The following is a 24,944-nucleotide window of genomic DNA, read 5'->3' as shown; positions in this document are numbered from 1 at the left end:
CCATGGCCAAGCGTGAGCGGGTCGTACGCATGTCGGTCGAGCTGCCGCTCTGGCGCGCGCTGACGGGCTACCGCGTCCTGACGATGCTCTACGCGGTGCTGCTCGCGATCTTCGGGAAGGACAACTTCGGCCAGCAGAGGTTCGAGCGGCCCTGGGTGGCCGTCGCGTATCTGGCGTTCCTCTTCGTCTGGACGCTCGCCACGCTGCCGAAGGTCCGCTCGGCCGCGAGCTGCACCAAACGCTTCCTCGTCGCCGACCTCGTCGTCGCGCTGACCGGCATCCTGCTCACCCCGCTCGCCGACTTCGACTCCCAGTCGTTCGACGGCCCGACGCTGCCGTCGATCTGGACGGCCGGCGCGGTCCTCGCCTTCGCGATCAAGGGCGGCTGGCGGTGGGCGGCCTTCGCCTCCACGTTCGTCGCCGCCGCCAACATCATCCAGCGCGGCGAGCCCAGCCGGGACACCTACCACAACGTCCTGCTGGTCTGGGTCGCCTCCATCGCCATCGGGTACGTCGTCGAGGTCGCCCGCGCCAGTGAACGCACCCTGGCCCGCGCCCTGGAGATCGAGGCCACCACCCGCGAACGCGAACGGCTCGCCCGCGACATCCACGACAGCGTGCTCCAGGTCCTCGCCATGGTCCAGCGCCGGGGCACCGCCATCGGCGGCGAGGCGGCCGAGCTGGGCCGGATGGCCGGGGAGCAGGAGGTCGCCCTGCGCACCCTGGTCTCCAGCGGCCTGGTCCCACCGACCCGGGTCTCCGAGGACGCCGCCGAGGGGGCCGTGGTCCGCACGGTCGACGTGGACGACGAAGTCGCCGGGGCCGCCTGCGACCTGCGCGCCCTGCTCGCCCCGTACGCGGGGTCCCGGACGAGCTTCGCGGAGCCGGGCGCCCCGGTGCTGCTCCCCGCCGAGTCGGCCCGTGAGCTGGCCGCCGCCGTCAGCGCAGCCCTGGACAACGTGACCGTGCACGCCGGTCCGGACGCCCAGGCATGGATCCTGGTCGAGGACGAGCCGGACGAGGTGATCGTCACCGTCCGGGACGACGGCCCCGGCATCCCCGAGGGGCGGCTCGCCCAGGCGGAAGGGGAGGGGCGGCTCGGCGTCGCGCTGTCCATCCGCGGCCGGCTGCGCGACCTGGGCGGCACGGCAGAGCTGATCTCGGTGCCCGGACAGGGCTGCGAGGTCGAGTTGAAGGTTCCCAAAGCACCGAAGGTTTCCCGGGGGAAGGCAGGATCGGCCCGATGAGTACGCCGAACGCGGCAAACACAGCAAACGCGGCACAGGACGGGCAGGGGGTCGCGGACCGGCCCATCCGGGTCATGGTCGTCGACGACCACCCCATGTGGCGCGACGCGGTCGCCCGAGATCTGGCCGAGTCCGGCTTCGACGTCGTCGCGACCGCCGGCGACGGCCCGCAGGCGGTCCGCCGGGCCAAGGCCGTGAGCCCGGACGTCCTGGTCCTCGACCTGAACCTCCCCGGCATGCCCGGCGTCCAGGTCTGCAAGGAGCTCGTCGGCTCCCACCCGGGCCTGCGGGTCCTGGTCCTCTCCGCGAGCGGCGAGCACGCCGACGTCCTGGAGGCGGTGAAGTCCGGGGCCACCGGCTATCTGCTCAAGTCCGCCTCCACCCAGGAGCTGACCGACGCCGTCCGCTCCACCGCGGCCGGCGACCCGGTCTTCACCCCGGGCCTCGCGGGCCTGGTCCTCGGCGAGTACCGCCGGCTCGCCTCCGACCCCGTCCCCGTCGCGTCGAACGAGCCCAAGGCCCCGCAGCTCACCGACCGGGAGACCGAGGTGCTGCGGCTGGTAGCCAAGGGACTCTCGTACAAGCAGATCGCCGAACGCCTGGTCATCTCGCACCGCACCGTGCAGAACCACGTGCAGAACACCCTCGGCAAGCTCCAGCTGCACAACCGCGTTGAGCTCGTGCGGTACGCCATCGAGCGCGGCCTCGACGACGTCTGACCGGCGGGTCCGGGGACGGACCCGTATATTCGCGATGTCCGGCCCCTTCGCGATGTCCGGATATGCGCGATGTGCGGCCCGCCCGCGGAAACAGAGGGAGTACCGGTGGAAATCCTGGCCTTCGGTGTGCAGTCCGACGAGAAGCCCCTGATCGAGAAGGCCTTCGCGGGGCTGCACCAGGTCCGGTGCCTGGACGTCTTCCTGAACCGGGACACCGCCCCCATCGCGGCCGGCCACGAGATCGTCTCCACCAGCGTCAACGCCGACCTCGGCCCCCAGGTGCTCCAGACACTCGCCGCGGGCGGCACGCAGATGATCGCGCAGCGCTCCACCGGCTTCAACAACATCGACCTGGAGGTCGCCGAGCGCCTCGCGCTGCGCGTCGCCCGGGTCTCGTACTACTCGCCGTACTCGGTCGCCGAATTCGCCTGGACGCTCGCCATGGCCGTCAACCGGCGCATCATCCGCGCCGCGAGCCGCACCCGGGACTTCGACTTCCGCCTGGACGGGCTGCTCGGCCGGGACATGCGCGGCCGGACCGTGGGTGTGCTCGGCACCGGGAAGATCGGCGAGGCGTTCACCCGGATCGCCCACGGCTTCGGCATGAAGCTGCTCGGCTGGGACGTGGCCCAGAACCCGGCCTGCGTCGAGCTGGGCATGGAGTACGTCGACAAGGAGCGGCTGTTCGCCGAGGCCGACCTGATCAGCCTGCACGTGCCGCTGCTGCCCAGCACCCACCACATCCTGGACGCGGTCGCCCTCAAGGCGATGAAGGACGACGCGATCCTCGTCAACTCCAGCCGCGGCGGCCTCATCGACACCGCCGCCCTGGTCACCGAGTTGCGCGCGGGCCGCTTCCTCGGCGTCGGACTCGACGTGTACGAGGCGGAGGCCGGGCTGTTCTTCCTCGACAAGTCCCTGGAGGGCATCGACGACGACACCCTCGCCCGTCTGGTGACCTTCCCCAACGTCGTCGTCACCTCCCACCAGGCGTACTACACCGAGGACGCGGTGGGCCAGATCATCGACGCGACCGTCAAGAACGTCACCGACTACCTGGCCCGCCGCCACAGCGAGAACGTCCTCGTGCCGCGGGTGTGAGGCCGCTCCTCAGCTCGGCACCACCGGCAGCCCCGCCAGCAGCTCCGACACGATCACCGAGCCCCGCACGGTCAGCACCGACTCCGGGTGGAACTGCACCGAGGCGAAGCCGGGGCCGCGCAGCGCGTGCAGCTCACCGCTGTCCTCGTCGCGGCTCACCTCGATCCCGTGCGCGGCCAGCTCGACGGCGGCCGGACCGTCGCACCGCCCGGTGAAGCTGTTGTAGAAGCCCACCGTCTCCGGCCGGCCGAACAGCTCGATCCGGGTCTGCGCCCCCTGGTACGGCACGGCCTTGCGCACGATCTCCAGACCCAGCTCCGCCGCGATCAGCTCGTGCCCGAGGCAGACCCCCAACAGCCCGTGCCGGTGGTCCCGCACCAGCTCCGCGGTGATCTCCCGCAGCAGCCGCATCTTCGGATCGGTGAGATCGCCCGGATCGCCCGGCCCCGGACCCAGCACCACGGGCCCGTCGTGTGCCCGGACCACCTCGCGCAGCCCCGGCTCGTCGTAGCGGCGCACCGAGACGTCAAGACCGGACGCCCGCAGCAGATGGGCCAGCATCGCGGTGAACGTGTCCTCGCCGTCCACCACCAGCGCGTGCCCCGAAAGATCCCGGGTGCGCTCCTGCATCCGCAGCCAGAACGGCGCGAGCCCTCCGCGCCGGTCGTCCAGCGCCGCCTGCACCCGGGGGTCGGACGCCAGCCGCGGGCGGTCCGCCTCCGCCCCGGTCCGGGCCGGCCGCACCCCCAGCGCGGCGAGTACCCCGGCCGCCTTGGCATGCGTCTCGGCGACCTCGCTCTCCGGGTTCGAGTGGCGTACGAGGGTGGCCCCGACCGGCACCTTCAGCGAGCCGTCCGGGGCGATGTCGGCGGTACGGATCAGGATCGGCGAATCCAGCGTCTGCGCCCCGCTCGCGTCCGTGCCCAGCAGGGCCAGCGCGCCCGCGTAGTAGCCGCGGCCCCCGGACTCGTACCGCTCGATGACCCGGCACGCGTTCTGCACCGGGGAGCCGGTGACGGTCGCCGCGAACATCGTCTCGCGCAGCACGTCCCGCACATCCAGCGAGGACTTCCCGCGCAGCTCGTACTCGGTGTGCGCGAGGTGCGCCATCTCCTTGAGCCGGGGCCCGACCACCACCCCGCCCATGTCGCCCACCGTGCACATCATCTTCAGCTCCTCGTCGACCACCATGGACAGCTCCTCGCTCTCCTTGCGGTCCCCGAGGAACGCCAGCAGGCCTGTCGCGGTGGGCCCTCCGGCCGGGTAGCGGTACGTCCCGCTGATCGGGTTCATCACGACCGTCCCGCCGGACATCCGCACGTGCACCTCCGGGCTCGCACCCACCAGCGTCCTGTCCCCGGTATGCACCACGAACGTCCAGTACGCGCCCCGCTCGCCCGCCAGCAACCGCCGGAACAGCGCCAGCGCGTCCTTCCGCCCGAACCCGGGGATCTCGCCCCGGAACGTCCGCCGGATCACGAAGTTCGCTCCCTCGCCCTGCCCGATCTCGTCCCGGATCACCCGCCGCACGATGTCCGCGTACTCCGCGTCCTCCACGTCGAAGCCCCGGTCCTCCACCCGCACGTCATGGTCGGGCAGCGCCGCCAGCAGCTCCGCGAGCTCCAGCTCGTGCGTCTCGTCGGCGACCAGCACGCTCAGCGGGGTGCCGTCGTCGCGCACGTCGAAGCCGCGCTCGGCGATCTGCCGGAACGGCACCAGGGCCAGCGCGGGAGCCGTGCCCACCGGCAGGTCGGCCAGCCGGTCCGCCTCCCGCACCCTCCCGATCAGCAGTTCGACGTGATCGTGGTCACGGCCGGGCGTGCGCCGGCGCAGGAGGGCGAACGGCGGGGCGTCGTCGGCCAGGAGCCGGCGGATGAGGCCGGAGGCGGAGCGGGACGCGGTCTGCGACATGGGAGCAGGTTCCTTCCGGAGGGCCCGAACGGCATTCCGTACGGGATTCACAGGGGGAGGAACGGCTCCGCAACGCAGAAAGGCCGCCCCTCGGGCGGCCTTCGCGAAGTGTCAGCGCGATGAGTCAGCGGGCCGCCGGATGAGCGGTCCACCACCAGTTCTGGATCGAGATCTCGATCAGTCGCGTCGACATGCCCCGACCTTAGCGGACCGGTCCCGGCATCGGAGCGCGTGTCTCATCTGGTGAGCGCACGGCTGGACGCCCCTTGCGACCCCGTAATGTTGTGTTCGTGACCGTGAACGCCAATACCTCCGTCGCCGGTGGCAACACCTGGCGAGACCTTCCCGCGGCGCAGCAGCCCGAGTACCCCGACTCCGAGGCCCTGCGCGATGTGCTCGCGGACCTCGCGTCGTATCCGCCGCTCGTCTTCGCCGGCGAGTGCGACCAGCTGCGCGCCCGCCTGGGAGCCGTCGCCAAGGGCGAGGCGTTCCTGCTGCAGGGCGGCGACTGCGCCGAGGCCTTCGACGCCGTGTCCGCCGAGCACATCCGGGCCAAGCTGAAGACGCTGCTCCAGATGAGCGCCGTCCTGACCTACGCGGCCTCCGTGCCCGTGGTGAAGGTCGGCCGCATCGCGGGCCAGTACTCCAAGCCGCGCTCCAAGTCGACCGAGACCCGCGACGGCGTGACCCTGCCGACCTACCGCGGCGACTCGGTGAACGGCTTCGCCTTCACCGAGGAGGCCCGGATCCCGGACCCCGCCCGGCTGAAGCAGATGTACCACGCGTCCTCCTCCACGCTGAACCTGGTACGCGCCTTCACCACCGGCGGCTACGCCGACCTGCGCCAGGTCCACGCCTGGAACCAGGACTTCGTGAAGTCGTCCCCCGCAGGCCAGCGCTACGAGGCCCTGGCCCGTGAGATCGACAACGCGCTCAACTTCATGATGGCGTGCGGCACCGACCCGGCCGAGTTCAAGGCGGTCGAGTTCTACGCCTCGCACGAGGCGCTGCTGCTCGACTACGAGTCGGCGCTGACCCGTACGGACTCGCGCACCGGCGAGCTGTACGACACCTCGGCCCACATGGTCTGGATCGGGGAGCGCACCCGCCAGATGGACGGCGCGCACATCGAGTTCGCCGCCAGGATCCGCAACCCGATCGGCATCAAGCTCGGCCCGACGACCACCGTCGACGAGGCGCTCGGCTACATCGACCGCCTCGACCCCGAGCGCGAGCCGGGCCGGCTGACCTTCGTCGTCCGGATGGGCGCCGACAAGGTCCGCGACAAGCTCCCCGAGCTGGTCGAGAAGGTCACCGCCTCCGGCGCGACCGTCGCCTGGGTGACCGACCCGATGCACGGCAACACCTTCGAGGCCGCCTCCGGCCACAAGACGCGCCGCTTCGACGACGTCCTGGACGAGGTCAAGGGCTTCTTCGAGGTCCACAAGGGCCTCGGCACCCACCCGGGCGGCATCCACGTGGAGCTGACCGGCGACGACGTCACCGAGTGCGTGGGCGGCGGCCACGAGATCTTCGTGGACGACCTGCACCAGCGCTACGAGACGGCCTGCGACCCGCGGCTCAACCGCAGCCAATCCCTCGACCTGGCCTTCCTCGTCGCCGAGATGTACCGCGACCAGTAGTCCGGAGGCCGGGAGAATTCCCGGCAGTCGCGCCTGTGGGGCACGGATCCATGTGATCCGTGCCCCACAGGCGTATCCGGGCTTTTACGCCGGTTGAGCGACGGGTAAGGTTAGGTTAGCCTCACCGTGAAAATCGGGGCGGCGCCCGTGACCGATCCGCAGGGAGGCGAACCGCATGTACGTCTGTTCCTGCTTCGGCGTCACGGAAGCACAGGTCAAGAAGCATGCGGACGCCGGAGCCTGCACACCCCGGCAGATCGCCTCGGCCTGCAAGGCCGGGACGGACTGCGGTGGATGTGTACGCCGTATCCAGGCGCTCCTGGGCCGGGGGGACTGCCCCCGCCGCGAGCTGCTCGACCAGCGACCGGAACCCGCGACCGCCTCCCTCGGCCACCCGGTCGCCGCGACCGTCGCGGCATCGGCGGCCGCCATCGGCGCGATCCGGGACGTGACGCTCTCCGACGCCGCCTGACCGCCCCGCGCACCCCGCGAACAGCTCTCGGCCCCGGGGGTGGCCCGGGTCAGCTCTCCGGCTGCTCGATCAGCTGGGCGATGTAGAGCGGTTCACCGAGCTTCTCGACCAGCTCCAGCTGGGTGTCGAGGTAGTCGATGTGGTGCTCCTCGTCCGCCAGGATCGACTCGAAGATGTTCGCGGACGTGATGTCGCCCTTGGCGCGCATCACCTCGATACCGCGCTTGAGGCGGTCGATCGCCTCCACCTCGACCTGGCGGTCCGCCTGGAACATCTCGGTGACCGTCTGGCCCACCCGCACATGGAAGAGCCGCTGGTAGTTCGGCAGCCCTTCGAGGAACAGGATCCGGTCGGTGAGGATCTCGGCGTGCTTCATCTCGTCGAAGGACTCGGCCCGGGTGTATTTGGCGAGCTTCGTCCATCCGAAGTTGTCCTGCATCTTGGCGTGCAGGAAGTACTGATTGATGGCAGTCAATTCGGCGGTCAGTTGCTCGTTGAGAAACTCAAGGACCTCGGGGTCGCCCTGCATGGCAAAGGCTCCTTCCAACCGGTGATCGATCTGGCGAGTTGGCGAGATCCTCGCACCGCGCCCGGCGGCCGTCCAGTAAGTGCACGCTTAGTACGAGTTGCCCGGATGGGGTACTCCCTGGTCATGACCACCCCTGCCTGTCTGTCACCATGGAGGCATGGGTCAGCCGGAAAGCCGGGAAAACCGCGGGACAGAGCAGTCCGAGCTTCCGCCGGGACAGCGACTGCAACGCGGATGGCCGGTCACCCACTACGGGCCCGTTCCCAAGTTCAAGCCCGACCGCTGGGAGTTCCGGGTCTTCGGGGCCACCGCCGACGGTGACAAGCACTGCTGGAACCACCAGGAGTTCTCGGCGCTGCCGTTCTCCTCGGTCGTCGCCGATCTGCACTGCGTGACGAAGTTCAGCATGATCGGCGCCGAATGGGGCGGAACCCCCGCCCGTACGGTCCTCGAACTGGCGCCGCCCGCCCCCGACGCCACCCATGTGATGGTCTGGGCGGAGTACGGCTTCTCGTCGAACCTGCGCCTCGACGACTTCGCCTCCGAGCACACCCTGTTCGCCACCCACAAGGACGGCGAACTCCTCACCGCCGAGCACGGCTTCCCGCTCCGCCTCGTCGTCCCGCATCTGTACGCCTGGAAAGGCCCCAAATGGGTCCGCGGCATCGAGTACATGACGGCCGACCGGCGCGGATTCTGGGAGGAGCGGGGCTACCACAACATCGGCGACCCCTGGGGCGAGCAGCGCTACTCCTATCAGGAGGAGCCCGGGGACGGCCCCGAGCTCTGACCCGTCTCCCGTAGCCCTTTCAGCCGGGCCACGTCCGCCGCGTGCCCGTCCTTGCCGCCGGGCGTCTCGATGATCAGCGGCACGCCTTCGGTCGCCGGATGCGCGAGCAGCTCCCGGAAGGGCTCCACCCCGATGTGACCGGCGCCGATGTTCTCGTGCCGGTCCTTGTGGGCGCCCACGACGTCCTTGGAGTCATTGGCGTGGATCAGCTTGAGCCGCCCCTCGCCGACCGTGTCCACCAGCAGGTCGAGCGTCTGCCGCATCCCCGAGGGGCCGGCCAGATCGTGCCCGGCGGCGTAGATGTGGCACGTGTCCAGGCAGATGCCCAGCTTCGGGTGGGAGTCCAGCGCCTCGAAGTACGGACCGAAGTCCCAGGTCCGCGAGCAGAGCGAGAAACCCTGGCCGGCCGTCGACTCCAGCAGCAGATCCGGGGAGTCGTCGTGGGTCAGCTCGTCCAGCAGCGGGCGCATGTGCTCGCGCACCTGGGCCAGCGCCTCGGCGCGCGGCCGTCCGCCGGTCGCCGAACCGGTGTGCACCACCACGCCCAGCGCGCCGATCTCGCGGGCCCGCCGCAGTGAGTGGCGCAGGGACTCCACAGACCTCTCGACCGTCGCCTCGGTGTGCGAGCCGAAGTTGATCAGATACGGGGCGTGGACGTACGCCGGGATCGAGGCCGCCCGGCACCCGGCCCGGAACAGCTCGTCCTGTGCCGGGTTACCGGCGGGCGTGGCCCAGCCGCGCGGATTGGCCACGAAGACCTGCACGGTCTCCGCCGCCAGCTCCCGGGCGTACTCCAGGCCGACCTTGGCCAGGCCGCCGGCGACCGGCACGTGTCCGCCCACCGGATTGCGCAGGGTGTGCATCTGGTTCTAGAACCCCTTGGTCTTGATCGTGATCGTGGACCCCTCGGGGGCCTGCTCGCCGCCGTCCACGGACTGGCTCGCGATCGTGTCGCTGAAGGAGAGGAACGGCCGGTCGACCTTCACGTCGAAGCCCGCCTCCTCCAGGGTGCTCCGCGCCTCGTCGACGTCCCGGCCGGTGACGTCCGGGACGTCCAGCATCCGGGGGCCCTGGGAGACGGTCAGCTCGATCGTGTCGCCCTCGGCGGCCTCGGTCCCTCCGCCGGGGGACTGCTCGGCCACATCGCCCTCGGCCTCGGCGGAGTGGACCCGGCCCGGCAGCACCTCGGCCTTCAGCCCCTCGGCCTCCAGCTCGGCGGTGGCCTCCTCGGCGGAGAGCCCGGTGACGTCCGGGACGTCGATCGGGGCGCCCTTGCTGACGACGAGCGCCACGGCCGTGTCCGGGTTGCGGCCCGTGCCCGCGCGGGGATCCGTGCGGATCACCTCGCCGCGGGCCACGTCCTCGCTGAACTCCCTGGTCACCATCCCGGGGGCCAGGCCCACCTTCTTCAGGGAGCGCCGGGCGTCCGCGAGGGAGCGGCCCACGACATCGGGCACCCGCACGATCTCCGGACCCCGTGAGACGACGAGCTTCACCGAGCCGTTGCCCCGGATCCGGTCGCCCGAGGAGGGGTCGCTGCTCACGACCGAGCCCCGCTCGACGGTGTCGCTGAAGACCCGCTCCACGCCCTTCAGCCCGAGCCCCTCGTCGGAGAGCCGCTTCTCGGCGGTCTGCTGGGTCTGGCCCAACAGCGAGGGGACCCGGGTGAACTGCCCGGAGTTGATGTACCAGACGCCCGTCCCGACGCCCAGCGTCAGCAGTACGGCGGCGAGCACCGTGATCAGCTTGCGGTGCGGCCCGCCGAACGGGCCGCGACGGCCGGTCCCGCGCCGGGGAGCGGCAGGGTCCGCGGGCGGCATCACCAGTCGGCTGGTGCGGTGCACTCCGGCCCCGTCGCCGTCCGCCGGGAGGGCCCGCGGGATCACGCTCGTACGGTCGTCCGCGCCGTCATGGGCATCCGACAGGGCCCCCGGCGGTACGGCGTCCAGCTCGGCGTCGGTCAGCGTGGCACGGGCCTCACGCGCCTCGGCCAGCAGCAGCACCGCGTCGTGCGGGCGCACCTCGGGATTGCGGGCGGTCGCGCTCGCCACCAGGCTGTCCAGCGCGACCGGAAGCCCCGGCACGACGGCGGAGGGGGCGGGGACGTCGGAGTTGAGGTGCCGGTAGATGACCTGGGCGGCGTTCTCGCCGGTGTGCGGCTTGACGCCGGTCAGCATCTCGTAGAGAACGACCCCACAGGCGTACACATCACTGCGGGTGTCGGCGCTGCCGTGCTCGATCTGCTCGGGGGCCAGATACGACACGGTGCCCAGCAGGGAGCCGGTCGTGTCGGTGGCCGTGCCGACCGCCCTGACCAGGCCGAAGTCGGCGACCTTCACCCGGCCGTCGTCCCCTATCAGGACGTTCTCCGGCTTCATGTCCCGGTGCACGAACCCCGCCCGGTGCGCGGCGCCGAGCGCGGCGAGGACCGGCTCCAGGATGTCCAGCGCCGCCCGGGGCTGCAGGGCCCCGCGCTCGCGCAGCACGTCGCGCAGGGTGCAGCCCGCCACGTACTCCATCGCGAGGTAGACATACGCGCCCTCGGCGCCCTGGTCGAAGACCGCGACGACATTGGGGTGCGCCAGGCGGGCCACCGACTTGGCCTCACGGATGAAGCGCTCGACGAACGAGACGTCGGTGGCGAGCGCCGGATGCATCACCTTGAGGGCGAGCACCCGGTCCAGGCGGGTGTCCACGGCCCGGTAGACCGTGGCCATCCCGCCGACGGCGATGCGCGCCTCAATGCGATACCGGCCGTCGAGCAGCTGCCCGACGAGAGGGTCCTGGAGGGTCGTGTCCACACCGGGAGTCTACGAGCCGCCGCCGACACCCCGGACTGGCGAGGGCGTTCCCGGGGCCGTCTTGCAGCCGATCCGTGACAGGGACACGCCCTGCGGTCGCGCGCCCGGGCGCGCGACCCATCCGAGGGCCCTTGCACGCCCCTCCGGCGATCGAGGAGAAGAGGGCCCGGGGGCGGCGCCCCCGAACCCGTACCGGCTCTCAGAACGCCGGCCGCTCCGGGTCCAGCGTCGCCCGGCCGTCCACCGGGGACGACGCCCGGGCGAAGTGACGACGGGGGATACGGCCCGCGCGGTGGGCCAGTCGGCCCGCCTCCACCGCGTGACGCATCGCACCCGCCATCAGCTCCGGCTCCTGGGCCCGGGTCACGGCCGAGGCGAGCATCACAGCGGCGCACCCCAGCTCCATCGCCTGCGCCGCGTCCGAGGCGGTCCCGGCCCCCGCGTCGAGGATCACCGGCACCCCGGCCCGCTCGACGATCAGCTCGAAGTTGTGCGGGTTGCGGATGCCGAGCCCGCTGCCGATCGGGGAGCCGAGCGGCATGATCGCCGCGCACCCCACGTCCTCCAGCTTCCGCGCCAGGACCGGATCGTCGTTGGTGTACGGCAGCACGGTGAACCCGTCGTCGACCAGGACCTCCGCCGCGTCCAGCAGCTCGATCGGATCGGGCAGCAGGGTCCGCTCGTCGGCCACCACCTCCAGCTTCACCCAGTCGGTGCCGAGCGCTTCCCTGGCCAGCCGGGCGGTCAGCACCGCCTCGCCCGCGGTGAAGCAGCCGGCGGTGTTCGGCAGGACCTGGATGGAGAGCCGCTCCAGCACCGAGAGCACCGAGCCCCGCACGGTCGGGTCCAGCCGGCGCATCGCGACCGTGGTCAGCTCGGTGCCGGAGGCGATCAGCGAGCGCTCCAGCACCTCCAGGCTGGGGGCTCCGCCGGTGCCCATGATCAGCCGGGAGCCGAAGGTGGCGGGTCCCAGCGTGAAGACGTCGTCCGACATGGTCAGCCTCCCTGGACGGCGGTCAGGACCTCGACGCGGTCGCCCTCGCCGAGCCTCGTCGCGGCCCACTGGCCGCGCGGGACGACGCTCTCGTTGACGGCGGCGGCGACCCCGGAGCGGGCCGGGGTCAGCGTGGCGACGAGGGCGTCCAGGTCCGTTCCGGCGGGAACGGCGCGGACCTCCCCGTTCACCGAGACGGAGACGGGGGCGGCGGACACGGGGACGGTGGCGGCGGGTTCCGGTACGGCTCGCTGCTGGGTCATACGGGCTGCTCCTGGGGTACGAGGGCGGCGAGGGCGGCGGGTTCGAAACGGCGGGGGGTGAAGGGGCGGGCCGCCCCGGGCAGTTCGCCGGTGGTCAGGACGTCGGCCATCGCGTCCCCGGTGACGGGTGTCAGCAGGACGCCGTTGCGGTGGTGGCCGGTGGCGAGCAGCAGACCGGGCAGGGCGGTCGGGCCGAGCAGCGGGGCGTTGTCGGGCGAGGCGGGACGCAGACCGGCCCGGGTCTCGGTGAGCGGCAGCTCGGTGATGCCCGGTACCAGCTCGTGGGCGTCGCGCAGCAGCTCGTAGACCCCGCCGGCGGTGACCGTGGTGTCCCAGCCCATCTCCTCGCTGGTGGCGCCGACGACCAGCTCGCCGTTCTCGCGCGGCACGAGGTAGACGTGACCGCCCCGGACCACGGCGCGCACCGTGCGGCTGAGGAAGGGGGCGTACGCCCGGGGCACGGTGAGCCGGAGCACCTGGCCCTTGACCGGGCGGACCGGCGGCACGAGCTCCGGGGGGAGCCCGGCGAGCCGACCGCTGAGACTGCCCGCGGCGAGCACGACCTGATCGGCCGCGAACTCCGTACCGTCGCCGAGCAGCGCCCCGACGGCCCGGTCCCCGGCCAGGGCGAGCCGCTCGGCGGTCGTCCGGCGGAACACGACCCCGGCCCGTTCGCACGCGGTCAGCAGCGCCGCGGCGAGGCGGCGGGGATCCACCTGGTGGTCGCCGTCGACCCGGAGGCCGCCGCGGACGCCCGGGGCCAGCATCGGCTCCAGACGGCGGCACTCACGGCCGCTCAGCCAGACCGACTCCAGGCCCGAACGCTCCTGGAGGGCGTGCAGTTCGCGCAGATGCGCCCGGTCGTCGGAGTCCAGTGCGACGGCGAGCGTGCCGCAGGTCCGGAAACCGGTGTCCTGGCCGCTCGCCTCCTCCAGCTCGGCGACGAACGAGGGATAGCGGGCGGCGGAGGCGAGGTTGAGCCCGAGCAGCATCTGCTCGCCGTAGTGCAGTTCGGTGACGGCGGCCAGCATGCCCGCCGCGACCTGTGCGGCACCGCCGCCCGGCTCCGGGTCCGCGACCGTGACGCGCAGTCCCCGCTGGGTGGCCCGCCACGCCGTGACCAGGCCGATGATTCCGCCCCCGATGACGAGGACGTCGGATCCGGAGCCTCTCTTGACGAGGGCATCGGATCCGGAGCTTCTCTCCGAGACGCGCATGAGTGTGCAGCCCCTCCCTTCGCCGGCATGACCCGGAGCAGGTTCGTACGGTCGGAGGCCGGCCAGCCTCCCTCTCAGCCCGGTGCGTCCGGGCTCCCGCGAGTGTTCTACCGTGGCCAGCCTAGACCCCCTCGCCCGCGGCCAGTAAGGGAGCGCCCGCCATGGCCCGTTCGCTCGACGGACTCGTCCTGTCGCCCGTCGCCGACCAGGCCCCGGGCCAGGTCGGCACCCGCACCCGCTTCACGTACCACGAGCTGGACGGTCGGATCTGGGCCGAGTACGCGGGTGGCGACGTGGAGCGCGGTCATCTCGTCGGCACCCGCGACGGGGACGCGCTGGACTTCCGCTACGTGCAGCTCAAGCAGGACGGAACGACCTCGTCCGGGCACTGCCTCTCCACGGTCGTCGAGCTCGCCGACGGCCGGGTGCGGCTGGAGGAGCGGTGGGCCTGGGAGTCCCAGGAGGGCAGCGGCACCAGCGTGGTGGAACAGCTTCCTTCCTGAGCTCCCTGCTGGGTCGCTTCCTGGTTTCCTTCCCGGCACCCCCCTGCCTGACGGCCCGTCAGGTGATTAAGGTGGACGAGTGAGCGAGCAGACGGAACAGCGGGCGGCACCACGGCACGTCGTGGTCGTCGGTGCGGGCATGGCGGGCGTGCGGAGCGCCGTGGCCCTGCGCGAGGCGGGCTTCACCGGGCCCGTCACCCTGATCGGCGCCGAACCCCACCAGCCCTACGACCGGCCGCCGTTGTCCAAGGCCGTCCTGCTGGGCAAGGCCGAGGACTCCGCCTTCGACGTCGACTTCGAGGGGTTGGACATCACCCTGCGCCTCGGCCTGGACGTCACCGGGCTGCGCGCCGCCGACCATGTGCTGGACACCGCCGACGGGCCGGTGTCCTACGACGCCCTGGTCCTCGCGACCGGCGCGGAGCCGAGGACCCTGCCCGGCGCCGAGGGCGTGCCCGGTGTCCACCTGCTGCGCACCCTCGACGACGCCGCGCGGCTGCGGCCCGTCCTGGACCGGCAGCACGACGTGGTCGTCGTCGGGGCGGGCTGGATCGGCGCGGAGTTCGCCACCGCCGCCCGCGCCGCGGGCTGCGCCGTCACCGTCGTCGAGGCCGCCGCCCGCCCGCTCGCGGGCGCCCTGCCCGCCGAGGTGGCCGCCCCGATGGCCGCCTGGTACGCCGACAGCGGCGCCGAACTCCTCACCGGGACCCGGGTCGACCGCGTCGAGGAGGGGGCCGTCGTCCTCGACGACGGCCGGGTCCTGCCCGCCGGAGCCGTGGTCGTCGGCATCGGCGCGCGCCCCGCCACCCGCTGGCTCGCCGGCTCCGGGGTCGCGCTCGGCCCGGACGGCTCGGTCACCGCCGACAGCGCGCTGCGCACCTCGCTCCCCGATGTGTACGCGGTCGGGGACTGCGCGTCCTTCCCCTCCACCCGCTACGGGACACGCCTGCTGGTCCACCACTGGGACAACGCCCTCCAGGGCCCGCGCACCGCGGCAGCCGCGATCATGGCCGTACAGGACGGGGGGCCGCTCCCCGTCTACGACCCCGTCCCGTACTTCTGGTCCGAGCAGTTCGGCCGCTTCGTGCAGTACGCCGGCCACCACGCGGACGCCGACACCCTGGTGTGGCGCGGCGACGGGGCGGACGCCGCCTGGTCGGTGTGCTGGCTGCGCGCCGGCGCGCTGGTGGCCGTGCTCGCCGTGGGCCGCCCGCGCGATCTGGCCCAGGGCCGCAGGCTCATCGAGTCGGGGGCCGCCCTCGACCCGGAGAAGGTGGCCGACCCCGCCGTGCCGCTGAAGTCCGCCGCCCTGTGACGGGCCGGTGACCCGCCGGGCCGCCCCGTACGGTCGGCCCGGCTACCGGCTGTCGGTCCGGGATGGCACGCTTGTCCCTGTGACCGAGATTGACGCAAAGACCGATGCTCTCGTCCCCGCCTGGCTCCACCTTCCCGACATCGCGGAAATGCTCGATGTCCAGGTGACGCGCGTACGGCAGCTGGTCAGGGATGGCCAGCTCATCGCCGTACGCCGTGGTGAGAACCGGGCGCTCCAGGTGCCCGCCGCCTTCATCGACGGCGACAAGGTGGTCAAGGGCCTCTCCGGCACCCTGACCCTCCTGAGGGACGACGGCTATTCCGACGAAGAGATGCTGGAGTGGCTCTTCACTCCCGACCCGACCCTGCCCGGCACCCCCGCGCAGGCGCTGAGCGAGAATCGCGGTACGGAGGTGAAGCGCCGCGCCCAGGCGCTCGCCGTCTGACCGACACGACAGGAAGCGGAGCGCGGGCCGCCCGGCGCGGCCCGCGCACCGTCACGACCACGGGGGAGTCCGCCCATGTCCACGCCTCGCGAGCAGCTGTCCGACGCCCGGCTCTACCTGTGCACGGACGCCCGCAAGCTCCAGGGTGACCTCCCCGCCTTCCTGGACGCCGTGCTCGCCGCCGGCGTCGACATCGTCCAGCTCCGGGACAAGGGCATGGAGGCCGCCGAGGAGCTGGAGCACCTCGCCGTGTTCGCCGACGCCTGCCGTCGGCACGGCAAGCTCCTCGCGGTGAACGACCGCGCCGACGTCGCCCACGCCATCGGCGCCGACGTGCTCCACCTCGGCCAGGGCGACCTCCCGGTCCCCGCCGCCCGGGCGATCATCGGCGCCGACCGGCTGATCGGCCGCTCCACGCACGCCGAGGCCGAGGTCGAAGCGGCGCTCGCCCAGGACGGTGTGGACTACTTCTGCACCGGTCCCTGCTGGCCCACCCCCACCAAGCCAGGCCGCCACGCCCCCGGCCTCGGCCTCGTGCGCTACGCCGCCTCCCTCGGCGGGTCGCGGCCCTGGTTCGCGATCGGCGGGATCGACGCGGGCAACCTGGACCAGGTGCTGGACGCCGGAGCCCGCCGCGTCGTCGTCGTCCGGGCCATCACCGGGGCCGACGATCCCGCCGCCGCCACCGCCGAGCTGGCCCGACGCGTCAGGGCCCGCGCGCTCTGACGCTCTGCGCCCCGCCCAGCGGGCCGACCGTCGCGCCGCCCCGCGTACCCGACTCCCCTGTCGGCCCGCACGCCGATGCGCGACATCTCGGGCGCGTGTCCGAGGGGTGGACAACAGTCCGGCAAAACGAGACAAAGCCGGTTGGTCCGGTTGGGGGAGCACCCACCCCCTGGTTAACCTCCCCCTATGGCCCATGGCACACCCTCCACCAGGACGGATCACGCACGCACCGTGCGTGACCTGCTAGCGACCGGCAAGACGTCGTACTCCTTCGAGTTCTGGGCGCCCAAGACGGAGAAGGGCGAGCGGAACCTCTGGAACGCGCTCCGGCGCGTCGAGGCGGTCCGTCCCAGCTTCGTCTCCGTCACGTACGGCGCCGGCGGTTCCACCCGCGCCGGGACGGTCCGGGCCACCCAGCAGATCGCCGCCGACTCGACCCTCACCCCGGTCGCCCACCTCACGGCGGTGAACCACTCCGTCGCCGAGTTGCGCAACATGGTCGGGCAGTACGCCGACGCGGGCATCAGGAACATCCTCGCGGTCCGCGGCGACCCGCCGGGCGACCCGATGGGCGAGTGGGTCGAGCACCCGCAGGGGGTGAAGTACGCCGCCGACCTGGTCCGTCTCATCAAGGAGTCGGGCGACTTCTGCGTCGGCGTGGCGGCCTTTCCCGAAATGCACCCCCGGTCGTCCGACTGGGAGACGGACATCGCTCATTTCGTGGACAAGTGCCGGGCGGGCGCGGATTATGCGATCACCCAGATGTTCTTCCGCCCGGAGGACTATCTCCGGATGCGTGACCGTGTGGTCGCCGCGGGTTGCGAAACGCCGGTGATCCCCGAGGTCATGCCCCTGACCAGCGTGAAGCAACTGGAAAAGTTCTCCCAGCTCAGCAACGCGACCGTGCCCGCGTCGTTGAAAGAGCGCATCCTCGCGGCCAAGGACGATCCAGCCGCTGTACGCTCCATTGGCATCGAGTTCGCAACGGAGTTCTGCGCGAAGCTGCTGTCCGAGGGTGTGCCCGGACTGCACTTCATCACGCTCAACAACTCGACGGCTACGCTCGAAATCTACGAAAAACTCGGACTGCACAAGCAGTCGTGACCGGTCGTACCCGCCGCCGATGCGGCTACGGCCGAAGGAGGGGGCGGGCGTGGGCTGGACGGTCCTCTACATCGCTTTCGGTCTGGTGGCCCTGTGGCTGCTCGGCGAGGTGCTGTTGCAGTACAAGGCACGACTGCGCTGGCGGCTCCTCGCCTTCGCCGGCTTCCTCGGCGTGGTGGTCGGGGTGCTGCTGGCCTCCGTTCCGGTCATCGTCGTCGGGACGCTCGCCTTCGCCACGGGTCAGACCTTCGTGACGCTGTCCTTCCGGCGCGGCTTCTCCACCGGCTGGGCCATCGGCGGCAGTCCGGGGGAGAGCCGTCGGCGCAGGGGCGTCGGCGAGGGCGCCGCCGTGAAGGAACCCACGCTGGAGGTCTCGGACCTGGAGGTCACAGGACCCGGGTACGACCAGCCGCCGGCCGGCCCGCCCGCCCAGTCCGTCTACGCACCGCAGCCCCTGCCCGACGACACCGGCCAGTACGGCGTGTACGGCGACCCGGGCTACGACGCGAACGGCGGCGTCCGACAGGACCACGGCCACGAGGCCGACCCCTCGGCCCAGCCGCAGTACGCCGCGTACGAGCCGTACACCGGCTACGAACAGCCCCCGGCCCAGGACCCCTACGCCGGGACCTACGACTACGGTACCGACCCGCAGAGCTACGCCGCCTACTCCGACCCGTACATCGGCACCACCACCGGAGCCCCCTCCTACGGCGGTCACGACGCCTACGGTCATGGCGGCGACGGCTACGACAGCCAGGGCGTGCAGCAGGGCTACCCCGACCCCTACGCCCAGGGCTATGCCGCCGACACCCCGCCCGGCGGCGTGTGGGTCCCGCAGCAGCGCGACACCGAGCAGTACCCCCCGATGCCGACGGAGCAGCCCGCGACGCCCGCTCCGTACGCCAACGGCTACGACACCGGGCAGAACGAGCAGTACCGCCACTGAGGCCGCGCCGCTGCCGGGGGAGGGCCCACCGGCAGCGGTACACGCGCAGCCCCCTCCGCTCAGCGTGAGCCGCGGAAGGCGTCGCCCTCCACGACGAGCCCGGCGACCAGCGTCCCCGACATCCCGGCGTGGGCCGGCCCGCCGCCCGGATGCGACCAGCCGCCGACGAGATACAGCCCCGGCAGCCGCGTGAGGTTGCCCGGGTGCAGAAACGCTCCGTCGGCCCCGGCCAGCGCGGGCGGCGGCACAGCGCCGCCCTCGGCCCCCGTCCCGTCCTCGGTCTCCGCGGGCGTGCGGACCTCGGTGTGCAGGATCCGCTCCCGCAGCCCGGGAACGGCCGCCGCCGCCCGCTCCACCAGGACCTCGGCGAACCGCTGCCGCACCCCGGCGTCCCGCCAGTCGACCGGCCCCTGCGGAGCCACCGTCGCGGTGAGCGTCACCGCCTCGTGCGCCGCGTCCGGACGGGTCGCCGGATCGTCGGGGCGCAGCACCGTCACCGTGGGGCTCCCGGCGACCCGCCCCCCGAACACCGCCTCCTGCTCCGCCGCCCCGTCGGCACCGTGCACCACGGTCCGGTGCACCGCGTCCGCCTCCCGGGCGCCGCGCAGCGACAGCAGCACCGTGAACCGGCCCGCCGCGCCCGCGCCGGAGCCCGGCCGGACCGTCACATCGCCTCCGCCCCACACCTGCTGACCCGGCACCAGGCCCGGGCGCGGCCGGACCCCGAGCACCACCCGGTCCGCCTCGGCCACCTCACCGTCCGCCAGCTCCACGCCTGCCGCCCGGCCGTCCTTCTCGACGACCCGGACCACCTCGGTCCCGAAGACGAACCGCACCCTGCGGGCCACGCACCGTTCGTACACCGCCCGCGCCAGCTCGCGCATCCCACCCATCACGTACCAGCTGCCGAAGGTCTGCTCCATGTACGGCAGCAGCGCGGCGCTCGCGGGGGCGGTGCGCGGGTCGAGGCCGTGGGACAGCGCGTACCCGTCGAGCAGGGCGGCGAGCCGGGTGTCCGCCAGCTCCCACGCGCCGATCTCCGCGACCGTGGCCGCCTGTCGGGAACCGCGCAGCAGGCGGCGCTGCCGCACCGCCGGATAGGGATCGCGCCCCAGTACCTCGTGGTCCGCCCGCAGGGGCTCCTCCAGGAGCGGCCGCCGCGACCGGTCCCAGGCGTCCCGGGCCCGGTCCATGAAGGCGCTCCAGCGTGCCCCGGCGCCCGTCCCGAGGGCGTCGTCGAGGGCCGTGGCCACCCCGGCCCGGGAGGCGTTGGGCAGGGACACGGCCGTGCCGTCCGCGAAGAGATGGCGGCTCGCCGGATCGACCTGCGTCAGGGTCACCGACTGCTCCAGCGACTCCTTGCCGGTCTTCACGAAGAGGTCCCGTTGGACGGCGGGGAGATGCAGCAGCCCGGGCCCGGTGTCGAAGACGAAGCCCTCGTGCTCATGGCGGCCGACCGAACCGCCGTAACTCGCGGACCGCTCGTAGACCGTCACCGTCTCGCCCGCCACGGCCAGCCGGGCGGCCGCCGCCATCGCGCCCGTCCCGGCGCCGATCACCGCAATTCGTGCCATGCCGGTGACCTTATCGACCGGCACTGACAGCTCAGCCGGGAGGCCGGGGTCCGCCCGTGCCCGCCGGCCACCTTCCCTCGCGGCCCTGGGCCCGGCGGCGCAGGAAGCGGCGGATCCGCGAGGCGAGGAAGAGCACGGTGACGATGCCGAGCACCAGCAGCACGGCCGCGATCACGGCGGCCGCCACCGGGTTGAACAGGGCGAACGTGATGACTCCGGCGACCCCGAGGTCCTCGGCGATGCTCACCCCGACGTTGCTGAACGGCTCCGGGGAGGTGTTGACGGCCATCCGCGTGCCGGCCTTCACCAGATGGCTCATCAACGCGGTGGACCCGCCGATCGCACCCGCCGCCAGCTCCGGGAGCGAACCGCTCTCCCCGGCCAGCAGCGCGGCGACCACCGCCCCGGCCACCGGGCGGATCACGGTGTGCGCGGTGTCCCAGACCGAGTCCACGTAGGGGATCTTGTCCGCCACCGCCTCGCAGAGGAACAGCACACCGGCCACGAACAGGACGTCCGTGCGCTGCAGGGCGGCGGGCACCTCGTCGGACACGCCGGTCGCGCCGAACAGACCGAGCAGCAGGACCACCGCGTACGCGTTGATTCCGCTCGCCCAGCCGCTTGTGAACACCAGGGGGATGACCGACACGCAGGCGATCGTAACGACCCCGCGCGGGACCCGGGTGGGGTTCGGCGCGGGGCCCTGAGTACCCGTACTCAGGGACGGAGATGAGTAGCTGTGCGGATAGGCCCCCACCTGCGGGGACGGCAGAGTGATGACCACGGAAGGGGCGCTGCGCCAGGACCGCCGGCACGGGGCGGCGGAACGGCGCGGTTCCCCCGACGCAACGGGGGTGTACGACGGAGGCCCGGGGACCACGGGGGACACGGGGTCACGGGGAACGGGTTTCCGGAAGCACGGAAGACGCCGGTCCGGTGAGGTTCGCGGGGGATGCGAACTCCAGCGGCCGGCGTCTTCGGCTTTCCCGGTACGTCTCCGGACCCGGACGGCCGGAACGCCCCGGACGCCAGAACGCCCAGGACCGGGTGTTCCCGGCCGGCCTCAGTGCCCGCTGACCCGCCCGTGCAGCAGCAGGGACAGCGCCGAGTGGACCTCGTCGATCGAGCGCTCCGGCTGGAACGCCTGCCAGTCCAGCGCCGCCACCAGCACCATTCCGACCAGCGCGGCGGCCGTCAGCGGGATGTCGATCTCCTCGCTCAGCTCACCGCTGCTCACGGCCTCCCGCAGCACGTCCTCGACGACCGCGACGGCCTCCTGGCGTACCACCAGCAGCGTGGACTGCCAGGCGCGGTTGGTGCGCCAGAGCTCGGCCACGTACAGCTGGGTGAAGGCCGGGTAGCGGTCCATGAAGGCGAGTCCGGCCCGGATCATCGCGTCCAGCGCCTCGACCCGGGTGCCGCCGCGCTCCTCGGACTCCTCGGCGGCGGCCCGCAGCGAGGCCGTCAGCAGACCCACGCCGTGCCGGAGCAACTCCTCGAACAGCTCGGTCTTGCTCTTGAAGTTGTAATAGACCGTGCCTTTGGCGACCCCGGCCCGCTCGGCGATCTCGTCGACGGTGGTCGCCGAGAACCCCTTCTCGGCGATGAGCGTCACCGCCGCCTCGTAGAGCCTCTGCCGGGTGGCCTGGCGGCGCGTGGTGCCACTGCTTTCCATGACGCCGATTCTTTCAGGCCCCGCCGCGCTCGCAGGCGCGGCTCCCGGCCCGTTCACAGGCTCAGCTCCGGGTGCAGCCGGCTCAGGCTCCACACCTGCTTGCGGCGGGCGGTGAACGCGGTCAGGGCCAGCGCGCCGACGGTGAAGATCCCCAGCACCGCGCAGCCCAGCCACACCGGGCCGAGAGGGCCACCCGTGATCAGCCTGCGCAGCCCCTCGACGACGTACGTCATGGGGAGGTACGGGTGGATCGCGCCGAAGAAGCCGGGGCTGGTCTGGACGGGGTACGTGCCCCCGGCCGACGTCAGCTGGAGCATCAGCACCACCAGCACCAGGATCCGCCCGGCCGCTCCGAAGCAGGCGTTCAGCCACTGCACGATCGCGGCGAAGCAGCAGGTCACCAGAGCCAGGAAGCCGATCGTTCCGGCGGCGTGGGTCATCCGGAGGCCGAGACCCCAGTGCAGGACGGCCATCAGGGCGCCGACCTGGAGCGCGCCGATGGCGGCGACCGGGAGCCAGCCGGCGAGCGCGATCCGCCACGAGGAGGCCCCGGCGGCGAGCGCCCGCTTGTTGAGCGGCTGGATCAGCATGTACGCCACCATCGCGCCGACCCACAGGGAGAGCGGGATGAAGTACGGGGCGAAGCCGGTGCCGTAGTTGGGTGCCTCGTGCAGTGACTTGGAGGCCAGCTGTACGGGGTCGGCCATGACGTCGGTCCGCGCGTCGCGGTCCTTCTTGTCGTAGTCCGGGATCTTGTCGACGCCGTCGTTGAGGCCCCGGGCCAGCTCGGTCGAGCCGTCGCCGAGCCGGAAGAGTCCGCCGTCCAGGTTCTCCGCGCCGGTCTTCAGCTTGCCGACGCCGGTGTCCAGATCGCTGGAGCCGGTCTGCGCACCGCCGAGTCCGGTGTGCAGCGCCCGCGCGCCCTTGGCGACCTTCTGGGCGCCGGTGTTCAGCTCGTTGACCTTGGCCACGGCCGACGCCAGGTCGTCGTCCAGCGTCGGCGCGCGCTTCGCGAGGTCGTCGGCCTGCTTCTGGAAGGCGGTCAACTGGGTGCTCAACTTCTTCAGGTCGCCGTTCTGGTTGGTGACCAGGGTGTTCACATCGGCGGCGATCTTCGCGACGTCGACGGCCGTGACCTTCGCGCGCTCCAGCGGGGGGCAGACCGCGGCGTCGGGCTCCTCCGCCTCCTCGCACCGGGTGCGATGGATCTCGGTCAGCTCCTCGGCCGCCTCCTCGGCGCCGACGGCGGCGGTGGGCGCGCTCTTCACCAGCAGGTCGAGGTTGTGCCGTACGGCCCCGGAGGTGTCGGCGACCAGCCGGGCCGTGTCGCGGATGGACTTCCCGTTGTCCCGGAAGAAGGGGCGCACGTCATCGGCGATCCCGTTGACCTTGTCGGCCAGGACCTGGGTGCCTCCGGCCACCCGGGCGGAACCCGTGGCGAGATCCCGCGAGCCCTGGTTCAGCTTGACGATCCCGTCGGAGAGCTTCTTGCTGCCCGCCTTGGAGTCCTTGAGACCGTCCGCGAGGTCCTTGGAACCCTGCTTCGCCTTCGAGATGCCGCCCTTGAGGTCGTCGGCGCCCTTGGCCGCCTCCGCGGTCTTGTCGTGCAGATCGGAGAAGTTGATGAAGATGCGGTCCAGGAAGCCCCGGGAGGCGTTCGTGGAGGCGGCGACGCGCACCTCTCCGAAGACCGTCCTGGAGATCTGCCCGACGATGTAGTTGTTCGCGTCGTTCGTCCGCACCTGGAGCGCGCCGGTCTCGGGGGAGTCCCCGCCGCTGGAAGCGATCTTCTCGCTGAAGTCCGACGGCATGGTCAGCGAGAGGTAGTAGGTACCTTCCTCGACGCCCTTCTCGGCCTCGGCGGGGCTCACCTCGTGCCAGTCGAACACCTTGGATTCGAGCAGCTTCTCGCTGATCTCGTCCCCGGCCGCGACGCGCTTCCCGTCACTGGTGGCCCCCTTGTCGTCGTTGACCAGGGCGACGGGCAGCTTGTCGAGCTTTCCGTACGGGTCCCAGAAGGAGTACAGGTACAGGGCCCCGTACAGCAGGGGCAGGAGCAGCAGGGCCACCAGCGCGGCGGCCGGCAGCCTCCCCCGCCCGAACCGCTTCAACTCAAGCGCGGCCAGCTTCGGCGAACGCATCGGCCGTCTCCTCATCGGTGGTGGGTTCCTCGGTGACGGGCGCGGTACTCACGACCTGGGTGTTCTCGGGGGCCTCGCTGCACACGGCGAGCACGGTCGTCCCGGCGTCGGCCACGGCGCGCAGCAGCTCCCAGGCCCGGTCGCGTTCGGTGTCCGAGAGCTTGAGATCGGTGTCGTCGACGGCGAGCAGCCGCGGCTGGCCGATCAGCGCCAGCGCGACGGACAGCCGCAGCGCCTCAAGACGCTCCAGATCCCGCACGGAGGTGCGCCCCGCCTTGGGCAGGGCGGCCAGGTCGAGCCCCGCGGCCTCAAGGGCCCCGTCGACCCGGGCCCGGGCCGCTGCCCGGCGTTCGGCGCGCGGGCGCAGCAGGGTGCGCAGGGAGGCGCCGTAGCGGCCCTGGAGGAGGGCGCGTTCGCCCAGGTGCTCGGCGACGGTGAAGGCGGGGTCCAGCTCGCTGACTCCGGGGACCGGCCCCAGGGCGGCGATCCGGCGGACGGCGGCGGCCTGCTCGGGCAGTCGCAGCCCGCCGGTCTCGGCGCGGCCCCCGGTGGGGCGCATCCGGCCGGTCAGGGCGAGCAGCAGGCAGGTGCGGCCCGATCCGGACGGTCCCTCGATGGCCACCAGCGTTCCTGGCTCGGCAGTGAACGTCACGTTCCGGAAGACCCGGCCGCGCGGTCCTTCCAGTCCGAAGTCCTCGGCGGCGACAGCCGCGCCGTGCGGGCTCTCCACAGACCCTCCCCTTTTGAACTGACCAGTCAGTGCGAAAAGGTAGACCGAACGCGCGCTCGAAGCAAAACGGCAGGTCAGGGGAGTGGCGAGGGTGA

General features: G+C 72.2%; 25 protein-coding genes and 1 riboswitch. Of the genes, 12 read left to right on the top strand and 13 right to left on the bottom strand.

The features are described from left to right. The first annotated feature begins 2 nt into the window (after window positions 1-2). From macS to ACH4RG_RS12560, 3 genes are all read left to right on the top strand, one after another. On the top strand, window positions 3-1,247 hold the full coding sequence (macS, locus tag ACH4RG_RS12570) for a MacS family sensor histidine kinase (protein WP_397916419.1): 1,245 nt from the start codon (window positions 3-5) through the stop codon (window positions 1,245-1,247). Between the two features lie 74 nt (window positions 1,248-1,321). Next, window positions 1,322-1,966, top strand: coding sequence for a response regulator transcription factor (locus ACH4RG_RS12565; RefSeq protein WP_365541170.1), 645 nt, complete (start codon window positions 1,322-1,324; stop codon window positions 1,964-1,966). Between the two features lie 105 nt (window positions 1,967-2,071). Beyond that, window positions 2,072-3,067, top strand: a complete 996-nt coding sequence (locus ACH4RG_RS12560) for a 2-hydroxyacid dehydrogenase (RefSeq protein WP_397916418.1) — start codon at window positions 2,072-2,074, stop codon at window positions 3,065-3,067. A gap of 9 nt (window positions 3,068-3,076) precedes the next feature. On the opposite strand, the gene ACH4RG_RS12555 is transcribed toward ACH4RG_RS12560, so the two are convergent. Together ACH4RG_RS12555 and ACH4RG_RS12550 are read right to left on the bottom strand one after the other, a co-directional pair. Then, window positions 3,077-4,978: an anthranilate synthase family protein gene (locus tag ACH4RG_RS12555; protein WP_398539480.1), complete on the bottom strand. Its 1,902-nt coding sequence runs from the start codon at window positions 4,976-4,978 to the stop codon at window positions 3,077-3,079. A gap of 124 nt (window positions 4,979-5,102) precedes the next feature. Further along, a complete protein-coding gene (locus tag ACH4RG_RS12550) occupies window positions 5,103-5,171 on the bottom strand; it encodes a trp operon leader peptide (protein ID WP_106431529.1) in 69 nt (22 codons plus the stop codon). Between the two features lie 103 nt (window positions 5,172-5,274). On the opposite strand from ACH4RG_RS12550, the gene ACH4RG_RS12545 reads away from it, so the two are divergent. After that, window positions 5,275-6,621, top strand: a complete 1,347-nt coding sequence (locus ACH4RG_RS12545; RefSeq protein WP_397917209.1) for a class II 3-deoxy-7-phosphoheptulonate synthase — start codon at window positions 5,275-5,277, stop codon at window positions 6,619-6,621. A 175-nt stretch (window positions 6,622-6,796) separates the two neighbouring features. Continuing rightward, complete coding sequence (locus ACH4RG_RS12540) at window positions 6,797-7,093, top strand: bacterioferritin-associated ferredoxin (protein ID WP_397916416.1); 297 nt, start codon at window positions 6,797-6,799, stop codon at window positions 7,091-7,093. Between the two features lie 49 nt (window positions 7,094-7,142). Here the strand turns inward: ACH4RG_RS12540 and bfr are convergent, their stop codons facing one another. Continuing rightward, window positions 7,143-7,622, bottom strand: coding sequence for a bacterioferritin (gene bfr, locus ACH4RG_RS12535; protein WP_307667293.1), 480 nt, complete (start codon window positions 7,620-7,622; stop codon window positions 7,143-7,145). Window positions 7,623-7,779: 157 nt separating this feature from the next. Here bfr and ACH4RG_RS12530 point away from each other — a divergent pair, with 157 nt between their 5' ends. Continuing rightward, complete coding sequence (locus tag ACH4RG_RS12530) at window positions 7,780-8,412, top strand: sulfite oxidase-like oxidoreductase (protein WP_397916415.1); 633 nt, start codon at window positions 7,780-7,782, stop codon at window positions 8,410-8,412. Here the strand turns inward: ACH4RG_RS12530 and ACH4RG_RS12525 are convergent. The 5 genes from ACH4RG_RS12525 to thiO form a co-directional block, all read right to left on the bottom strand. Then, complete coding sequence (locus ACH4RG_RS12525; protein WP_397930474.1) at window positions 8,379-9,275, bottom strand: deoxyribonuclease IV; 897 nt, start codon at window positions 9,273-9,275, stop codon at window positions 8,379-8,381. The genes ACH4RG_RS12530 and ACH4RG_RS12525 overlap by 34 nt on opposite strands. Window positions 9,276-9,281: 6 nt before the next feature. Continuing rightward, window positions 9,282-11,213: a Stk1 family PASTA domain-containing Ser/Thr kinase gene (pknB, locus tag ACH4RG_RS12520; RefSeq protein ID WP_398539479.1), complete on the bottom strand. Its 1,932-nt coding sequence runs from the start codon at window positions 11,211-11,213 to the stop codon at window positions 9,282-9,284. 199 nt (window positions 11,214-11,412) lie between these two features. Continuing rightward, window positions 11,413-12,207: a thiazole synthase gene (locus ACH4RG_RS12515; protein ID WP_397916412.1), complete on the bottom strand. Its 795-nt coding sequence runs from the start codon at window positions 12,205-12,207 to the stop codon at window positions 11,413-11,415. A 2-nt stretch (window positions 12,208-12,209) separates the two neighbouring features. Next, window positions 12,210-12,470, bottom strand: coding sequence for a sulfur carrier protein ThiS (thiS, locus tag ACH4RG_RS12510; protein ID WP_398539478.1), 261 nt, complete (start codon window positions 12,468-12,470; stop codon window positions 12,210-12,212). Beyond that, window positions 12,467-13,687, bottom strand: a complete 1,221-nt coding sequence (thiO, locus tag ACH4RG_RS12505) for a glycine oxidase ThiO (protein ID WP_397916410.1) — start codon at window positions 13,685-13,687, stop codon at window positions 12,467-12,469. The genes thiS and thiO overlap by 4 nt, the downstream gene beginning before the upstream one ends. Continuing rightward, a riboswitch (TPP riboswitch) is annotated at window positions 13,685-13,797 on the bottom strand. (Overlaps the previous gene by 3 nt.) A gap of 51 nt (window positions 13,798-13,848) precedes the next feature. Here thiO and ACH4RG_RS12500 point away from each other — a divergent pair. The 6 genes from ACH4RG_RS12500 to ACH4RG_RS12475 all read left to right on the top strand — a co-directional run bounded on the left by ACH4RG_RS12500 (window position 13,849) and on the right by ACH4RG_RS12475 (window position 18,729). Further along, entirely contained in the window at window positions 13,849-14,190 is a 342-nt protein-coding gene (locus ACH4RG_RS12500) for a hypothetical protein (protein WP_274345499.1), read from the top strand. A gap of 79 nt (window positions 14,191-14,269) precedes the next feature. Continuing rightward, window positions 14,270-15,505 carry an NAD(P)/FAD-dependent oxidoreductase gene (locus ACH4RG_RS12495; protein ID WP_398539477.1) on the top strand — a complete coding sequence of 412 codons (1,236 nt, stop codon included), beginning with the start codon at window positions 14,270-14,272 and terminating at the stop codon, window positions 15,503-15,505. Between the two features lie 79 nt (window positions 15,506-15,584). Further along, window positions 15,585-15,950, top strand: coding sequence for an Rv2175c family DNA-binding protein (locus ACH4RG_RS12490; RefSeq protein ID WP_007451303.1), 366 nt, complete (start codon window positions 15,585-15,587; stop codon window positions 15,948-15,950). Window positions 15,951-16,025: 75 nt separating this feature from the next. Beyond that, the gene (thiE, locus tag ACH4RG_RS12485; RefSeq protein WP_397930484.1) at window positions 16,026-16,676 is read left to right on the top strand and encodes a thiamine phosphate synthase; all 651 of its coding nucleotides are present in this window, start codon (window positions 16,026-16,028) and stop codon (window positions 16,674-16,676) included. A gap of 186 nt (window positions 16,677-16,862) precedes the next feature. Then, window positions 16,863-17,780 (top strand): methylenetetrahydrofolate reductase [NAD(P)H], encoded by a 918-nt coding sequence (gene metF / locus ACH4RG_RS12480; protein ID WP_397916407.1) that lies wholly within the window; start codon window positions 16,863-16,865, stop codon window positions 17,778-17,780. A 49-nt stretch (window positions 17,781-17,829) separates the two neighbouring features. Beyond that, window positions 17,830-18,729: a hypothetical protein gene (locus tag ACH4RG_RS12475; protein WP_397916406.1), complete on the top strand. Its 900-nt coding sequence runs from the start codon at window positions 17,830-17,832 to the stop codon at window positions 18,727-18,729. Window positions 18,730-18,788: 59 nt separating this feature from the next. Here ACH4RG_RS12475 and ACH4RG_RS12470 read toward each other — a convergent pair whose 3' ends face one another. From ACH4RG_RS12470 to ACH4RG_RS12450, 5 genes are all read right to left on the bottom strand, one after another. After that, entirely contained in the window at window positions 18,789-20,303 is a 1,515-nt protein-coding gene (locus ACH4RG_RS12470; RefSeq protein WP_398539476.1) for a phytoene desaturase family protein, read from the bottom strand. 31 nt (window positions 20,304-20,334) lie between these two features. Continuing rightward, window positions 20,335-20,952: a DUF4126 domain-containing protein gene (locus tag ACH4RG_RS12465; protein WP_397916404.1), complete on the bottom strand. Its 618-nt coding sequence runs from the start codon at window positions 20,950-20,952 to the stop codon at window positions 20,335-20,337. Window positions 20,953-21,366: 414 nt separating this feature from the next. Beyond that, a complete protein-coding gene (locus ACH4RG_RS12460; protein WP_397916403.1) occupies window positions 21,367-21,978 on the bottom strand; it encodes a TetR/AcrR family transcriptional regulator in 612 nt (203 codons plus the stop codon). A 53-nt stretch (window positions 21,979-22,031) separates the two neighbouring features. Then, window positions 22,032-24,119 carry a YhgE/Pip family protein gene (locus tag ACH4RG_RS12455; protein ID WP_397930491.1) on the bottom strand — a complete coding sequence of 696 codons (2,088 nt, stop codon included), beginning with the start codon at window positions 24,117-24,119 and terminating at the stop codon, window positions 22,032-22,034. Next, window positions 24,091-24,849, bottom strand: coding sequence for an ATP-binding cassette domain-containing protein (locus ACH4RG_RS12450; RefSeq protein ID WP_397916401.1), 759 nt, complete (start codon window positions 24,847-24,849; stop codon window positions 24,091-24,093). The genes ACH4RG_RS12455 and ACH4RG_RS12450 overlap by 29 nt, the downstream gene beginning before the upstream one ends. Window positions 24,850-24,944: the final 95 nt, after the last annotated feature.

This window comes from Streptomyces sp. NPDC021019, from assembly GCF_044333295.1.
GTDB lineage: Bacteria > Actinomycetota > Actinomycetes > Streptomycetales > Streptomycetaceae > Streptomyces.
The sequence above is the reverse complement of the archived record's forward strand: the minus strand, read 5'-3'. Positions and strand labels throughout refer to the sequence as shown.

Excerpts from the sequence above, each read along its gene's own strand:
- ACH4RG_RS12470 (WP_398539476.1), bottom strand. The coding sequence starts at position 20,303 with ATGGCACGAATTGCGGTGATCGGCGCCGGGACGGGCGCGATGGCGGCG.
- metF (WP_397916407.1), top strand. The coding sequence starts at position 16,863 with ATGGCCCATGGCACACCCTCCACCAGGACGGATCACGCACGCACCGTG.
- ACH4RG_RS12565 (WP_365541170.1), top strand. The coding sequence starts at position 1,322 with ATGGTCGTCGACGACCACCCCATGTGGCGCGACGCGGTCGCCCGAGAT.
- thiO (WP_397916410.1), bottom strand. The coding sequence starts at position 13,687 with ATGCGCGTCTCGGAGAGAAGCTCCGGATCCGATGCCCTCGTCAAGAGA.
- ACH4RG_RS12455 (WP_397930491.1), bottom strand. The coding sequence starts at position 24,119 with ATGCGTTCGCCGAAGCTGGCCGCGCTTGAGTTGAAGCGGTTCGGGCGG.
- macS (WP_397916419.1), top strand. The coding sequence starts at position 3 with ATGGCCAAGCGTGAGCGGGTCGTACGCATGTCGGTCGAGCTGCCGCTC.
- thiS (WP_398539478.1), bottom strand. The coding sequence starts at position 12,470 with ATGACCCAGCAGCGAGCCGTACCGGAACCCGCCGCCACCGTCCCCGTG.
- ACH4RG_RS12555 (WP_398539480.1), bottom strand. The coding sequence starts at position 4,978 with ATGTCGCAGACCGCGTCCCGCTCCGCCTCCGGCCTCATCCGCCGGCTC.
- ACH4RG_RS12525 (WP_397930474.1), bottom strand. The coding sequence starts at position 9,275 with ATGCACACCCTGCGCAATCCGGTGGGCGGACACGTGCCGGTCGCCGGC.
- thiE (WP_397930484.1), top strand. The coding sequence starts at position 16,026 with ATGTCCACGCCTCGCGAGCAGCTGTCCGACGCCCGGCTCTACCTGTGC.
- ACH4RG_RS12460 (WP_397916403.1), bottom strand. The coding sequence starts at position 21,978 with ATGGAAAGCAGTGGCACCACGCGCCGCCAGGCCACCCGGCAGAGGCTC.
- ACH4RG_RS12515 (WP_397916412.1), bottom strand. The coding sequence starts at position 12,207 with ATGTCGGACGACGTCTTCACGCTGGGACCCGCCACCTTCGGCTCCCGG.
- ACH4RG_RS12540 (WP_397916416.1), top strand. The coding sequence starts at position 6,797 with ATGTACGTCTGTTCCTGCTTCGGCGTCACGGAAGCACAGGTCAAGAAG.
- bfr (WP_307667293.1), bottom strand. The coding sequence starts at position 7,622 with ATGCAGGGCGACCCCGAGGTCCTTGAGTTTCTCAACGAGCAACTGACC.
- ACH4RG_RS12530 (WP_397916415.1), top strand. The coding sequence starts at position 7,780 with ATGGGTCAGCCGGAAAGCCGGGAAAACCGCGGGACAGAGCAGTCCGAG.
- ACH4RG_RS12500 (WP_274345499.1), top strand. The coding sequence starts at position 13,849 with ATGGCCCGTTCGCTCGACGGACTCGTCCTGTCGCCCGTCGCCGACCAG.